General features: G+C 45.1%; 12 protein-coding genes. 11 read left to right on the top strand and 1 reads right to left on the bottom strand.

The genetic code is table 11. The annotated features are described in order from the left end of the window. Positions 1 to 103: 103 nt before the first annotated feature. Positions 104 to 1,663: a SpoIID/LytB domain-containing protein gene (locus N8M93_RS01610; RefSeq protein ID WP_261129304.1), complete on the bottom strand. Its 1,560-nt coding sequence runs from the start codon at positions 1,661 to 1,663 to the stop codon at positions 104 to 106. A 238-nt stretch (positions 1,664 to 1,901) separates the two neighbouring features. Here N8M93_RS01610 and murQ point away from each other — a divergent pair, with 238 nt between their 5' ends. The 11 genes from murQ (at position 1,902) to N8M93_RS01555 (ending at position 15,604) form a co-directional block, all read left to right on the top strand. Then, complete coding sequence (murQ, locus tag N8M93_RS01605) at positions 1,902 to 2,816, top strand: N-acetylmuramic acid 6-phosphate etherase (RefSeq protein ID WP_261129303.1); 915 nt, start codon at positions 1,902 to 1,904, stop codon at positions 2,814 to 2,816. A 28-nt stretch (positions 2,817 to 2,844) separates the two neighbouring features. Next, positions 2,845 to 4,161, top strand: a complete 1,317-nt coding sequence (locus tag N8M93_RS01600) for an extracellular solute-binding protein (protein ID WP_261129302.1) — start codon at positions 2,845 to 2,847, stop codon at positions 4,159 to 4,161. Positions 4,162 to 4,185: 24 nt separating this feature from the next. Then, positions 4,186 to 5,232 (top strand): carbohydrate ABC transporter permease, encoded by a 1,047-nt coding sequence (locus N8M93_RS01595; protein WP_261129301.1) that lies wholly within the window; start codon positions 4,186 to 4,188, stop codon positions 5,230 to 5,232. A 14-nt stretch (positions 5,233 to 5,246) separates the two neighbouring features. Beyond that, positions 5,247 to 6,221: a carbohydrate ABC transporter permease gene (locus N8M93_RS01590; protein ID WP_261129300.1), complete on the top strand. Its 975-nt coding sequence runs from the start codon at positions 5,247 to 5,249 to the stop codon at positions 6,219 to 6,221. Then, positions 6,221 to 7,804 (top strand): beta-N-acetylhexosaminidase, encoded by a 1,584-nt coding sequence (nagZ, locus tag N8M93_RS01585; protein WP_261129299.1) that lies wholly within the window; start codon positions 6,221 to 6,223, stop codon positions 7,802 to 7,804. The genes N8M93_RS01590 and nagZ (N8M93_RS01585) overlap by 1 nt, the downstream gene beginning before the upstream one ends. A gap of 220 nt (positions 7,805 to 8,024) precedes the next feature. After that, positions 8,025 to 8,891 (top strand): MurR/RpiR family transcriptional regulator, encoded by an 867-nt coding sequence (locus N8M93_RS01580; protein WP_261129298.1) that lies wholly within the window; start codon positions 8,025 to 8,027, stop codon positions 8,889 to 8,891. Between the two features lie 8 nt (positions 8,892 to 8,899). Then, positions 8,900 to 10,078, top strand: coding sequence for an anhydro-N-acetylmuramic acid kinase (locus N8M93_RS01575; protein ID WP_261129297.1), 1,179 nt, complete (start codon positions 8,900 to 8,902; stop codon positions 10,076 to 10,078). Positions 10,079 to 10,102: 24 nt separating this feature from the next. Further along, positions 10,103 to 11,821 (top strand): beta-N-acetylhexosaminidase, encoded by a 1,719-nt coding sequence (nagZ, locus tag N8M93_RS01570; protein ID WP_261129296.1) that lies wholly within the window; start codon positions 10,103 to 10,105, stop codon positions 11,819 to 11,821. A gap of 16 nt (positions 11,822 to 11,837) precedes the next feature. Further along, the gene (locus N8M93_RS01565; protein WP_261129295.1) at positions 11,838 to 12,893 is read left to right on the top strand and encodes a serine hydrolase; all 1,056 of its coding nucleotides are present in this window, start codon (positions 11,838 to 11,840) and stop codon (positions 12,891 to 12,893) included. A 9-nt stretch (positions 12,894 to 12,902) separates the two neighbouring features. Then, complete coding sequence (gene glcD / locus N8M93_RS01560; RefSeq protein WP_261129294.1) at positions 12,903 to 14,315, top strand: glycolate oxidase subunit GlcD; 1,413 nt, start codon at positions 12,903 to 12,905, stop codon at positions 14,313 to 14,315. Then, positions 14,312 to 15,604 (top strand): (Fe-S)-binding protein, encoded by a 1,293-nt coding sequence (locus N8M93_RS01555; protein WP_261129289.1) that lies wholly within the window; start codon positions 14,312 to 14,314, stop codon positions 15,602 to 15,604. Before glcD ends, N8M93_RS01555 begins: the two co-directional genes overlap by 4 nt. The last annotated feature ends 220 nt before the right edge of the window (positions 15,605 to 15,824 follow it).

The following is a 15,824-nucleotide window of genomic DNA, read 5'->3' as shown; positions in this document are numbered from 1 at the left end:
CCTCGTTGCTTTTTCATTTTAGGAACCTATTGGACAGCCCCTTCAGTATAAGGTCAACTAAGACTCGACCTACAAAAGGTTTGGTCTAGCCAAGTTTTCTTTTTTAATACTGCTTTTCTAACGTGATGTCTTGGTAGAAATGTTTGAGGATTTCTTCGTATGTTGCACCTTTCGTTGCCATGCCGACTGCACCGGTTTGGGAAAGCCCCACGCCATGTCCCCAGCCTCCGCCATAGGCCTTGAAGCTTGGGGTTTCAGCTTTCTTATCGATTGGTTCAACAAAGAACAACGTGCTGAGCAATACACTTTTTCCACCGCTTGCGTTGATATACTTCAAGGACCAACGGATTTGATCTTTTTGCTCATAGAATGTACCCCCGTCAGTGACGTACTCGATCTCGAGAACACGCCCTGAGTTGGAACGCTCCAATACATTTACTCCGTAAACTTCTGTGATATCAGCAGCAAAGTATTCACTTAAAACCTCGGCCAGTTCTTCATTCGTCCATTCGAATGTCCAGCGGTGATACTTCGACCAATCAGACTCATAATCGCCTGCTCTGACAGCACGGAGAGAGGTTGGGTTAGCATGACTTTTGAATACTTCGAGCGTTGGAACATGTTCAAATGCTTTTCCTTTATTAGAATCCGGTACGCCTCTCAAATAATTGACTGCACCTGAATTCCAGATATCTTCATTGTTGGCAGTGTAGCCGCCTGTAGTAGAGTGATAGACGGCTGTGATGAGTCGTCCATCATGCATTGCAACCATTCCTTCAGATTCTTGAACAGCCTGGGTGGAGATCGGATGTTCTGCTTCAAATCCACCATATACTTGATCAGATGGTGTCGGCAATAGATCGTAACCGTCTGAACTTCTCTTGCCAAGGTTCGCTAACGTATAGGTGCGCGCTGCGACTGCCTGGGATTTTTGTGCTTCCATTTCTCCGTAAGGGACTGGTGGAAGTTCACGCGGAACAACCCCATACAAATACTGTTCGATCGGCAGTTCATTGACGCCAGCTAAAGTCCCCTGACTGTTATAAATGACTTCCCCGACACCCCTGTATTTATTACCATCAATTTCGATCAACCCATCTGTTGAAGTGATTTTCACAGGTTTGTCGGTTACATACTCGTCACCTTGATATGTAACTTTCATCGTTGAAATACCAGTTGAATATGTTACGACCTTCCAGAATGAATCACTTCCAGCTAAGCCATTTGCGATCATTTCATTTCGGAATGCATTACGCACACTCCAGCTTGCGTCTGCTGGGAACTTCCCGATAAAAAGCCTGTACCCGCCGTTATAGTCCTCGACATAAGTTTCATATCCACCTATTTCCGCACGGTGAAGCCAATCATCTACGTATGGTTCACTCGTCGTCCAGGCTACTTGCAACCGATAAGATGTGTCGACTGTCCCTGTGCTTTCAAGAGCTACAGTTGCTTCGCCATTTTCCCCTTCAATCAGAGTTTCTCCACCGAGCTCGGCAATCGTAAATGAATCATCACTTCCTAAGGTGATCGTCTCAGCTGTAGGAATGACCCCGACGCGGATAGCCTGGCCATCATCTGCTTTCGCAGGTTGAATACCAGAAAACGAGAAAGCGCTTACACAAAAACATAACAACGCAATGAACAAACTTCTTCTGAGCATGGTAAAACCTCCTCTATGATTTTGATTATTTTGGGTACGAAGACAAAATTCGTCAACTAACTGAAATATCCTTTTAAAATAAATTTAAAAAATATAAAAAAAAATTTTAAATAAGAAGGAATCTAGGCAAATAGACCGAAATATTATTTTATGAAATACTGAAATCTACTAAAACAAGTGATCAAAAAGGGGGATGGAAGGGGGATCACATTTAAAATTTTTTACAATGAGGTGTCCTATGGAGTTAGATTTGACGTCATTAATGACAGAACAACGCAACTTGCAAACAAACAGCATCGACACCCTCGGTACACTGGACATTTTGACGGTGATCAATCAAGAGGACCAAGGTGTATCTCTCGCAGTGAAGAAAGTTCTGCCCCAGATAGCAATAGCTGTGGATCTCATTTCACAAGCATTTGAAAACGGCGGAAAATTATTTTACATAGGAGCCGGGACGAGCGGGCGGTTAGGGGTGATTGATGCTGCTGAGTGTCCTCCGACATTCAGCACACCATCTGAACAAGTACAGGCTATCATAGCCGGTGGAGCTGAGGCGATGTTTGATGCGATTGAAGGAGCTGAGGATGACACCCTGCAAGGAAGGGCTGATCTTACAATGCGAAATTTGACTAGTGATGACGTTGTTGTAGGTATCACGGCAAGCGGGAGAACACCATATGTCATTGGAGCACTTGAAGCGGCGAAAGAACTAGGTCTGAAAACGATCAGCTTAAGCTGTAATCCTGATTCGGTCATCTCGAAGATTGTCGATCAAAGCATCGAAGTGGTCGTAGGTCCGGAAATATTGACAGGATCCACAAGGCTGAAAGCAGCTACCGCCCAAAAAATGGTGTTGAACATGCTCACGACAGCATCAATGATCAAAATGGGTAAGGTGTATGAAAACCTCATGGTCGATGTCAATGCAACGAATCTGAAATTGATGGAAAGAGCGAAGAACATTGTCATGAACATAACAGGAATTACCTATGAGGATGCTGAAAAATTACTTCAGAAGACGGGTTATGAAGTGAAAACAGCGATTGTCATGCATAAAGCTGATGTCCCGCACGTTGTAGCAAAAGAAAGCATCAAAAAATCAAATGGGTTCGTCAAAAAGGCGATTGAAGCTGCCAAACGCTTCAAGTGACAAAAATTTGGTAAGGGGGATTCATGAAATGAAGAAATGGTTGATGGGGTTCATCTCATTGATGCTGATTCTTGGGATTTTTGCAGGTTGTTCAAATGATGACGCGTCAAAGGAGGCGGATTCGGAAGATTGGAAGGACTGGGAAGGCACGATCACGATGTGGGAAGGACCACGTTGGGCTGATAAGGATGATAACAAGTACCACTGGATCGAGGATAAGATTTCTGAATTCCAAAAGGATTATCCAAATGTGAAGATCAAACTCGTCAAGACACCTTGGGCTGAAATGAATGATAAACTCAGCGTCGCGATTGCTGGACGTGCTTGGCCTGACATCGCACCTGTTGATATCAGTGGAGGTTCTGTAAACCAGAACCACATCAAGCAAGGGGTCATCGCTCCATTAGACGATTATTTTACAGATGAAGATAAAAGTGATTTCTATGAAAACGCATTGGAAGCTTATACGACAGATGGAAAACTTTACGGCGTTCCGACATCCATCAGTGTACATGCAATGCTTTTGAACCTCGATATTTTTGAAGAAAAAGGCGTTGAACCTCCAAAGGATGGTAAATGGACTTATGATGAGTTCGTCGAAAAAATGAAAGCGCTGACAGGTGACGGGGTCGATGGATTCTCTACGTATATCCTTCCAGGTTACTATGAAGCATGGCCGTTCTTGTTGATGGATGGTGGTTATCCATTAAATGAAGATACGACGGAATATACGTTTGATTCAGAAGAAGCAATAAGCGGTTTGCAAAAACTTGTCGATCTTAAGTTCAAGCATGATGTAACACCAGAAAGTATGGGTGGTCAGGATGTCGGCGGTACATGGAAAGCATGGGCTGCATCAGATCAACGTACTGTAGCTGTAGAGCCTTGGGCTACTTGGGCGATTGCATCCGCACAAACAGAAGATTTCAAAACGAATTTCATGGTTGCTGAATATCCGACAGGTGAAACGGGTGAACCCGTCACAATCGGAGGAGTTGGCGGTTATGTCATGTTCAATTCTAAAGATGATGCGAAAAAACGTATGACTGCTGAATTCATCAAGCATATCACGAACACAGATGAGCAGGTGACGATGGCTAAGAATTACGGTACATTCCCTGCCAGGATTTCTGCAGCAGAACAGGAACCATTTGCAGATAACCCACAAATGGCGAGAGCACAAGAACTTTCTCAACACGCTGTACCAGTTCCTCGCCATGAAAACTGGGCACGTATTGATGAAGCGATCCAAAAAGAACTTCAGTTAGCTCTTAATGGTGAAAAAGAACCTGCAGAGGCATTGAAAGCTGCCGGGGAATCTGTAGAAAGTATCTTAAGCGAATAATCTTATCCCATGGGGTTGGCTCATTTGACAGTTGACACTTCACCACTTGATGGAGTGGGGTACCGGCTGTCGAGTCAATCCCTACAATTTTACATACACAATCAAGTCCTTGGTTTAGAAGGGAAGTGGGCAACCTTGGAAACAAAACCTGTAACCACAAATAAAGTTGGACAAACAGCCGTCCGTAGTACACGATCAAACTCGTTGTTGAAACGTATGTACAAAAACAGAGTCTCATACTTTTTTTTGATGCCGAAATTATTATTTTTCTTCCTATTCATGCTGGTACCGATCGTATGGGCTTTCATTCTATCCTTTCAGGAATTCAATATCATGGGTTCAACATGGGTAGGATTTGATAATTATATAGCTGCCTTTCAGAGCAAAGTCTTCAAAATTTCTTTGTGGAACACATTCTTGTATACGATCGTCACCGTTCCGGCATTTGTGATCACGGCGTTGGTCATTGCTTCACTCGTCCAGCCTCTAGGCAAGCTCTCACAATCCTTTTTCAGAGCAGCGTTTTACTTGCCGACCGTTACATCAATGGTCATCATCGCAATGGTTTGGAGATGGATGTATAACTACCGTTTCGGTATATTCAACCATATCATCGGGTGGTTCGGCATTGAACCTGTCAACTGGCTTGGACAAAGTGATTCTGCACTTCCAGCCTTGATGATCATGTCGATCCTGATTCCTCCTGGGGCAGGTATCATCATCTATTTAGCAGCCATGAACGATATTGATCAATCATTATATGAAGCTGCTAAAATTGATGGGGCGAATGCATTACAACGATGGTTGAAAATCACAATTCCGATGTTGAAGCCGACAACGTTATATTTGGTCATACTAAGTACGATCGGTTCGTTCCAAGTTTTTACGCAGATCATCATGATGACCGGTGGAGGTCCTGGCAATGCGACAGAGACGATCGTCCATGTCATTTATAAAACCGCATTCCGAGACTTCAAATTCGGTCTGGCATCTGCACAATCTGTAATCTTGTTCTTCATCATCATGGTGTTTGCAATCTTCCAATACCGCTCGTTACGAGATCATCATTAAGGTAGGAGGTAATTATGAAACCAAAACAAGTCAATCAAAAGGTCGGAAAATTATTGATCTATGTCACGCTTATTTTCATGGCGATCGTTTCATTGCTTCCTCTTTATTGGGTGTTTGCAACATCGCTGCAATTACCGAGCTATCAGAATGAAACCATGGAGCAACCGGTAAACTATGTAGAATCCACACCACCTAAATTGTATCCTGTAGGTGTGAAGGAATATTTTCATCAATGGCAAGAACGCGAAGCGGCAAAAGATGCTGGTGATTCAAGCCAAGCTGCCTACCATGATGAAAAGATGAAGGAAGTCGTCACAAAGACATTCGAAGGATTCGTCATCTTATTCGAACGGACGAAAATCATGAAGTGGCTGTTGAACAGTCTTTATATATCCATCGTCACAACCGTCGCCATCGTTTTGATTGATACAATGTCAGGCTATGTCCTGGCGAAGAAGACCTTCCCAGGAAAGATGCTCATCTTCTGGTCGATCATCGCTACGATGATGATTCCAGAGCAAGTCACGCTGGTGCCGACGTTCATGATGGTCCAGAAATTACAACTGTTCGATACGCATTGGGCTTTGATCTTCCCAAGCCTTGCACTTGCTTTCGGGGTATTTTTGATGCGTCAGTTCCTGCTTGCGATTCCTGATGAGCTGATCGAGGCAGCGAAAATCGACGGGGCTTCGGAATGGAAAATTTTCTGGACGGTCATTGTACCACTTGCGAAACCAGCGATGGCTGTACTTAGCATTTTTACGTTCGTATTGATGTGGAATTCTTTCCTCTGGCCGATCATCGTGTTGAATGATGAAAATCTCCTCACGTTGCCGGCTGGGTTGAAGACACTGCAGGATGCAAACCTTGCTAGCTTCAAATTGCTGATGACCGGTGCAACGGTTGCAGCGATTCCGATGATTGTATTCTTCCTCTTATTCCAACGTTATTTCGTAAAAGGATTATCTATGGGCGGGGTGAAACAATAATGGATTTAAAGCAGAAAATAGGTCAATTGATGGTGTTCGGCTTCAAAGCGGAACATCCATCTCAACTATCTGATGAAATCAAAGATTTGATCGAAAATCATCATATCGGCGGCATCATTCTTTTCGGGCGAAATATTGGAACACCTGAAGAAATCCAGGAACTGACGACTACCCTACAAACTACTGCGAAAAACGCAGACCAGGATCAACCATTGTTCATCTGTATCGATCAGGAGAATGGCGTCGTCCGTCGATTGGGAGAAGGGACAACTGTTTTTCCTGGAGCAATGCTGCTTGGGGCGACTGGTGAACCGGAACTTGCTTTTGAAATTGGGAGAGCCTCAGGGCAGGAATTGCTTGATTTGGGCATCAATTGGAACCTTTCTCCTGTAGTAGATGTAAATAATAACCCCCACAATCCTGTCATCGATGTGCGTTCATTTGGTGAAAAACCGGAAATGGTCGCTGAATTCGGAAAGCAGTTGATGAAAGGGATGCAAGCTTCAGGGATCATCACCACCTTGAAGCACTTCCCTGGACATGGAGATACGACAGTGGACTCCCATCTTGCATTACCTGTCATCCCGCATGAACTAGAGCGATTACGGAAAGTCGAACTGCTGCCGTTTAAAGAAAGCATCGATAGTGGTGCGGATACTGTAATGTCTTCCCATGTCTATTTTCCGGCGATCGAGCCTGAAGAGAATCGTCCTGCAACGATGTCGAAGGCAGTCATGACTGGACTTTTACGGGAAGAGCTCGGGTTTGACGGCGTCATCACAACCGACTGTATGGAAATGAAGGCGATTGCGGACGGTATCGGAACGGCTCAAGGAGCAGTAGAAGCAATAAAAGCTGGGGTCGATCTGATCATGATTTCCCACTTGCCATCCTTGCAGCATGAAGCAGTTGAACGCGTCTATCAGGCTGTCCTCGCTGGTGAAATCGAGGAAAAGAGGATTGATGAAGCTTGTGATCGTGTGATGAAGTTGAAGATGAATTCTTTGAAGTGGAATGATTCTCTAAAAGCGTTTACAGCTAAAGATACCCATAAAGTCATTGCAGAGGATGTCATGAAGAAAGGGATTACGTTGCAGGAAAATAAAAAAGGGCTCCTTCCCTTACCGAAAGAAACAAACTATCGGATTCTCGTCATTTATCCAGAGAATAGTTATTTGACGCAGGTTGAGGATGAACGTTTTGCAGAAAATGCGCTCGGTGATTTGGTTAAAGAATTGAATCCAGCAGCAAAAGTAGTTTCCGTTTCACAGTTCCCTGATCAAAGTGAGATCGATTTCGTGAAAGTTCTCGCAAATAGTGCAGATACGATCCTCGTCGGAACGCTTTCCGCTACACGTTCCGAAGGACAGCAGAGGTTGATGAAGGATATGTTGAACCTTAATAAACCTGTTATCCATATCGCGATGAGGAGTCCGTATGATCTTGGACTTTTTCCTGAAACGGATGTATCTGTTGCAACTTATGAGTTTACTACCCCTGCATTACGATTGGCTGTCAGGGCGTTATTCGGACTAGAAAAGGTGACCGGCACATTACCCGTGACGGTCAAGGAGCTGAAATGATAAATAAAAGGTTATTGCTATTGACACCTTGATTGATAAAGAGGTCTTAACTAAAGGTTGTTTACGCTCTTGAAAGTCGTTGATTTCCGCTCCAGGATGCTCGCTTTCCGCGGGGCGTACGGTGAGCCCACTCGTCGCCTTGCGCCATGGAAGGGTCTCACCTGTCCCGCTGTAAGAGCCTAACTATAAGAGTATAGAGAGAAAAGCAGGTGAACAGTAGATGACGAATACAACAGGTGGTCTTGTCATGTTGAAGGAAATGCACGAGAAATTGCCACCCTCAGAGAAAAAGATTGCATCATATATCTTGAACAATCCAAGAGCCTCGATTTCTTGTACGACAAGTGAACTCGCCGAATTGAGCCAGACGAGCAGTGCTGCGGTGATCAGGCTCTGTAAATCATTGGGGCTGAAGGGATTCCAAGAACTGAAACTGAAAGTCGTAGGTGACCTGCAAAAGAATGTCCAGGAAGGGTACCGCGATATTCAGCCTAACGAAACACACGCCTCAGTAATGGAAAAAATGACGAACAACAGCATCCAATCGTTGAAGGAAACGACTGAAGTATTGCACTTAAGTGAACTGTCCAAATCCGTCGAGGCATTGGAGAAAGCCGAAACGATCCACTTTTTCGGAGTAGGAGCTTCAGGGATCATTGCAAAAGATGCCCAGCAAAAATTCCTTCGTATCAATAAGAAATCAACGGCATTCTCAGACCTCCATATGGTTGCGATGCTTGTCGGAAATGTGAAGCCCGAAGACGTTGTCGTTGGGATTTCGTTCTCTGGTGAAACGACGGAAGTTGCCCAAATTCTTGAACTCGCCAATAAAAGAGGCGCTACGACAATAAGTCTGACAAAATACGGATCTTCTAAAGTTTCCGATCAAGCGAGGATCAGACTTTATACATCTGCATCGAAGGAAGCGACCTTCCGAAGTGGTGCGACCTCTTCACGTCTGGCACAGCTCCATGTCCTGGACATTTTATTCATGTGTGTTGCATCAACGCAGTATAATGAATCGATCCAATATCTGGACGAGAGCCGGAATGCGATCCAATATATCCAGCAAAAGCAAAGGAAATAGGTGGTTCGATGTTAAAAAGATTATCCAAGGTCGTGAACGAAGAACGAAAACTTGCTGTCGGACTGATGTCCGGGACCTCCCTTGATGGAATTGATGCCGCTCTGGTTGAAATTACAGGATTCGGTCCTGGAACAAAGGTCCGATTAATAGACTTCGAGTCAACACCTTATTCAGTTGAAGAACGGCGACAATTGATCGAGCTCTGTGATCCTGCTACATCTACAGTCGAGAAAATTTGCAAGATGAACATCATCCTTGGTGACCGTTTCGCTGAAGCAGCCCTTGCAGTCATAAAGAAGGCCGGTTTGAAACCAGAGGCTGTCAGTTTCATCAGTTCCCACGGCCAGACGATCTATCATTGGCCAGAAGAACTAGCAACTTTACAAATTGGTGAACTAGCAAATATCGCAGCAAAAACAGATATTCTCACTGTTGGAGATTTCCGTCCGAGTGATATGGCTTATCAGGGAGAAGGGGCACCACTTGTTCCCTTTGTCGATGCGCTGTTATTTTCCCATACAACCAAAAACAGGGTGCTGTTGAATATCGGCGGTATCAGTAATTTGACGGTGGTACCTGCAGAAACCTCATCTGCAAAAGAAATCATCGCATTCGATGTTGGACCTGGAAACGTCCTTATCGACGGGGCCGTCCGCCATTTGACTGCAAACCAACAAACGTATGATCTAGATGGAAAAATTGCATGTAAAGGGAACGTCCATTCCGATTTGCTTATGATGCTCATCGAAGAGGATGGTTTTTTAGCTGTAAAGCCGCCGAAAAGTACGGGAAGAGAGTTTTATACCGAACAACGATTAGCGACTATTCTCAAGAAAGCTGAAGACCAATCTCTTTCAATTGAGGATATTGTTGCAACGATCACGGCTTATACAGTCGAGATGATTGCTCAAAGTCTGGCATTATATGTACATAAGGAACAAGTGATCCATGAATTGATTGTTTCGGGGGGAGGCGCACATAACCAGGCGATCATGGATGGCTTACGTCAAGCCTTACCTTACAAAGTATCAAATATGGATGACGTTGCATTCACTGGAGACGCAAAGGAGGCCATTGCGTTCACAGTCCTTGGGAACCAGTTCCTGCATGGGGAAACAAACAATCTTCCATCGGCAACGGGAGCCTCCCGGAATGTTCTAATGGGTAAGCTCGTTTTGCCGTCGTAGTTTTCAGCCATAGGAGGTGTTGTAATGAAGCTGTCGATTCGATGGACTTTTATAGCTTTGGCAGTCCTCTTACTGGTGATTCTTTTAAAAATAACTTTCTTTTCAAGCGACAGCGTTTCGGAATGGGGGGATGTCCGTTCCAAAGCTGAAATCGAAGCCTTTATGAATCAAATGACAATGGAAGAAAAAGTCGGTCAAATATTGATGCCGGCGATCCGTGAATTTGATGAAGTACCTGTGACAGAAACGAACGACGAACTAAAGGAATTGCTTGATACCTATCAGCCTGGGGGGATCATCCTGTTTCGTGAGAATGTACGGTCGCGTCAACAAGTTAAACAATTAAACGGAGCACTTCAACAAGAGAGTGAAGTGCCCTTACTCATTTCAATCGATCAGGAAGGCGGTTTGGTGACACGGTTATCTTATTTCCCCGAACTTGCTGGAAACATGGCGTTAGGGGCAACGCAAAACCCCGGGCTTGCAAGGGAAACAGGGGAAGTATTGGGTGCTGAACTCAAACAACTCGGGATCCACATCGACTTTGCACCTTCTGTAGATGTGAACTCCAACCCTCATAATCCAGTCATCGGTATTAGGGCATACGGGGATGATCCCGATCGTGTCGGGGAAATGGGTGTGTCGTTCATGAGCGGCTTACAGGAGGCTGGGGTAATGGCAGTTGCGAAACATTTTCCAGGTCACGGTGGATTGGATCTGGATTCGCATTACGTCTTACCCGTCAGTGACCAATCACTTGAGGAACTGCATCAGACGGATCTCCCCCCTTTCCAAATGATGCTTGATGAGGGTGTAGGAGGGGTGATGACTGCTCATATTACCTTTCCGAATATCGATCAATCCGAATTCGTTTCCCAGAAAGACGGTTTTCCAATCAAGGTGCCTGCGACTATATCCAAGAAAATCGTAAAGCAATTGCTTAGGGATGAAATGAAGTTCGACGGTCTTGTCTTTACAGATTCCATGGAGATGAAGGCGATTGCTGATCACTTCGGACCTGGGGAGGCTGCTGTTCAAGCTGTTCTCGCTGGTGTGGATGTGATTGTCATGCCGGATCATCTGAAGGTTGCGTATGATGCCTTACATAAAGCGGTGGAAGAAGGCCGGATATCTGAACAGCGTCTGGATGAATCAGTCCGACGTATATTGGAAGCCAAAGTGAAATGGATTGATGAAGATACGAAAGAACTTGATCTCTCTGTCACACAACGTGCACTGGATCTAGAGAAGAAAGTTACAGAGCAATCGATCACGCTAATAAAGAATGCTGGGAACATAGTGCCATTATCGCTTTCTTTGGATGGCGCCATTACGGTCGTATCAAGTGATGCCGGTAACCTGGAATCGATGAAAAATGCGCTATGGAAACACCATAAGAAACTGAACCTCATCCAACTGAAAAACAGTGCTTTGACATCAGAAGAAAAAGAAAAGCTTGGAAATGGGGACGTAACGATCATGATAACGGAGTCGACAACGGTCCTTGGTGATGGGCAGTCCGAATGGGAGAAATCTGTATTGAATGAAGCGATGACTCATTCAAAACAGACCATCCTAGTCATGGCCAGGAATCCATATGATGCTGCAGTCCTCACAGATGCTGATGCTGTAATTGCGCAATACTCAGACCATCATGCATCTTTTCAAGCGACAGCAGATGTGATTTTTGGAGAAAAAGAAGCTGGAGGTAAGCTTCCGGTCAATTTAGAAGGTATAAAGTGAGGGGAATTCAATAGGGATGAATGAAGAATTGGATACTATTTTAAATGAAGCAGAAGAGGTACCCGGATGCGTGTTGAAGGTGTTGAAGAATGGTCAACAGGTTTATGCAAAAGCTGCCGGATTCAGACAGACTGTCCCCCTCCGCTTGCCGATGACGATGGATACCGTTTTCGATATTGCCTCCCTCACCAAAATTGTGACATCCACGATGATTCTTCGTCTGATCAGTAAAGGTGACTTTCAATTGCATACCCACTTGGATGAACTTTTTCAGGAGCAAAATGCCGTTTTGCAAACACATTTTAAAGAGATTTCTATTTTTCAGCTTCTGACCCATTCATCAGGTCTGCTGAATTGGCACCCTTTCTATACAGATCGACAGGATTTATTTTCACAACTGACGAAGTTCAAGTCGCACGTGTTTCGTAAAGAGAATGTCGGTTACAGTGATCTGAACTTCATCTTGCTTGGTAAGGTGATTGAAAAAACGACGGGTGAACCTTTGAGAGCAGCCTTCAATCGTTTGATCAAAGAACCGTTGAATTTAAAAACAATGACCTATGGACCTGTTGATCAGGAGAATATTGCGGCCACGGAATTTGGCAATCAGATCGAAATGAATATGTGTGAGGAGCGGAGGCTGTCTTTCAATGGTTGGCGGAACAGTAAGGATCCTATCTGCGGAGAGGTCAACGATGGGAACACGCATTACTTTTTTAACGGTGTATCTGGACATGCTGGCCTTTTTGCGGATATTGAGGATGTTTGTAAAATCGGTCGGGTCTACACGGAGCCTGATTTAGCAGAAAAAGCAGGTATCGATGAAAAATTCATTAAAGCTGCGGGAACGAACCTTGTTGGGAACCGCAGTCTCGGCTACGAATTCTCATCTGTCTTTCCAGAAGGATTCGGACACACTGGCTTTACAGGGACATCGATGTTCATCCATCCCCCAACAAAGTCTGTTGCCATACTGCTTACAAACCGTTTGCATCAAACAAAACCAGAAAATATCAACGCATTGCGCACAGCTGTCAATGAAACGGTGTGCCGCTATCAAATGACAACCTAGGAGAAAATTATGCTGGAGCCTTCTTTTGTAGAACGATTGATTGAAATCATCGGTAAAGAATACGTCCATTCAGATCGTGTTTCGCTGTTGTCTTACTCATATGATGCAACTCCTGATTATCAATCGCTTCCAGAGCTGATCGTCGAACCGGGATCTACTGAAGAAATCAGTAAAATGTTGAAACTCTGTGCCGAGTTCAGAGTGCCAATCGTGCCACGAGGATCAGGGACCAATTTGTGTGCTGGTACCGTACCTTCCGAAGGTGGTATCGTCCTGCTCTTCAATCGGATGGTATCGATCCTGGAAATCGATGATGAAAATCTGACCGCTACAGTCCAGCCAGGTGTGATCACCCAATCCCTTTCCGAGGAAGTAGAAAGGCAGAATTTATTTTACCCGCCTGATCCAGGCAGTATGAAAATTTCAACGATCGGCGGAAACATAAGCGAGTGTTCTGGGGGATTACGTGGTTTGAAATATGGTGTCACAAAGGATTATGTTCTTGGGTTGACTGCGGTTATGGCGAATGGTGAAATCATACAAACTGGAGGAAAGCTGGCGAAGGATGTAGCGGGCTATGATCTGACAAAGTTGCTGATCGGTTCTGAAGGTACGCTCGCTGTGATTACCGAAGCGATTTTAAAACTCGTCCCGAAACCGGAGACGAAGAAGACGATGCTTGCCCTTTTCGAAGATATCGAACGGGCGGCACAAACCGTCTCGGATATCATCGCTGCAAGAATCATCCCTGCGACACTCGAATTTCTCGATCAAGGAACGTTGAGAGCGGTTGAAGATTTTACACAAGTCGGGCTCCCGACGAATATGGAAGCGGTGTTGTTGATTGAACAAGATGGCCATGCGGAAAGCGTCCGTCAAGACATCAAGCGTATTCAGCAGATTTGTGAAAGGAATGGCGCAAGCTCGATTCAGGTTGCTGCCACTGATCAAGAAGCAGAACAATTGATGACTGCAAGAAGATCAGCGCTCACTGCCTTGTCAAGGCTGAAGCCGACGACCATCCTGGAGGATGCGACTGTTCCACGATCACGCGTCGCAGAAATGGTACGTCATATCACCGAGGTAGCAGAGAAATATGATTTGATGATCTGTACGTTCGGACATGCCGGAGATGGGAACTTGCACCCGACATGTGTGACCGATATTCGTAATGAACAAGAGATGGAGCGGGTTGAGCAAGCATTTGAAGAAATCTTCGCAAAAGCGATCGACCTCGGCGGTACGATCACCGGCGAACATGGAGTGGGAATGATGAAGGCGCCTTATCTAGCATGGAAAATCGGAGAAAGCGGAATCAATGTCATGAAGGGAATCAAACAGGCCCTCGACCCACATAACTTATTGAATCCAGGTAAAATGTTTACGGAGAATGCAAGGAAACGGATCGTGATCAAATCATGACGAAAACGTCCACATTACAAAAAGAATTCCAAGAACGCATGGATTATGATGAATTGTTGAATTGCACCCGTTGCGGCTTTTGTCAGCCGACTTGTCCGACTTTCATCGAATCGAACCGTAAAGAATCTTCTTCTCCACGTGGAAGGATTGCTTTGATGAAAGCAGTCGTGGATGGTGTGCTGGAACCGGATGAAGGTTTCGAGCGGGAATTGAGCCTCTGTTTAGGATGCCGGGCATGTGAAACAGCCTGTCCGTCTGGTGTCAAATACGGACAATTGCTGGAAGATGCGAGAGCAATCGTCGCTGAACAGAAACAGCTTCCTTTTTTCAAGCGGGTGATGCAGCGGTTACTCTTACATACGTTGATTCCGAACCGATTTCTTTTGAAAGGCGGCGTCTTTTTCTTATGGGTGTATCAGAAGTCAGGCTTGCAACGGATTGCCCGTAAGACTAAGTTGTTGAAGCTGTTTTCTGCATCGCTGTTCGAGATGGAAGGTGCTTTGCCACAAGCCCCTTTTCCATTCAGGCAGTTGAAATCCTCAGATCGTGATGACGATCAGGTCGTTGCTCTTTTCCGTGGTTGTATCATGGATGCTTTGTTTTTGGAAACAAATCAGCATACCGTCGATTTGCTGGAAGGGACAGGGCATTCAGTGGAGATTCCGGCTGGGCAGACATGCTGTGGGGCGTTGCACGCACATGCTGGAGATCGTGGAAAAGCTATAGAGTTGGCCAAAGAAAACATCCATGCATTCGAATCAGGAGAATTCGAGCAGATTGCGACAAATGCAGGAGGCTGCGGTGCCTTTTTAGCCCAGTATCCGCATCTGTTGAAGGATGAACCGGGATGGAAAGAAAGAGCAACCGCCTTTTCTGCTAAAATCAAAGACATTTCAACCTTGGTGGCAGCCGTAGAGACCGGTAACGCCTATAAAATACCGGAGCAGAAGGTGACATATCAAGATTCGTGCCATTTGAAGCATGGCATGCAGGTACACACTGACCCGCGTTCACTGCTCCGAAATATCGATGGAGTGGATTATGTCGAGCTTCGTAATGCTGGTATGTGCTGTGGCTCTGCGGGCATCTATAATCTGATTGAAGAGGAGATGTCGATGCAGATTCTCGACCATAAAATGGAGGACGTCCAGGAGACCGGCTCGACTGTCATTGTTACCTCGAATCCAGGCTGCCTTATCCAGATGCGTCTCGGAATCCAGCGAGCTGGCTTGGAGGACCGTCTGGAAGCCGTGCATCTCGTCGAACTTTTGCATGAAGCCCGTCAATGAATGCTGAAAGCTGTATCGGACTCACCGGTACGGCTTTTTTATTTTTTCTTGCGGTGCAAAGCGGGGAATTATCAGTGCAAGTTTCAACTTTATCGGTGCAAACTCGGAATTTATCGTAGCAAATTCATTTTTTATCGGTGAAAACTGAAAATATGGCGGTGATTTATAGGTCTGTGAGCCTACTCAACGTCGGTCATTTGCAAAAAAATAGGTCCTCGGT

It is taken from the genome of Bacillus sp. Marseille-Q3570 (assembly GCF_946151055.1).
Taxonomy (GTDB): domain Bacteria; phylum Bacillota; class Bacilli; order Bacillales; family Fictibacillaceae; genus Pseudalkalibacillus.
This window is presented reverse-complemented; position numbering and strand designations above follow the sequence as displayed.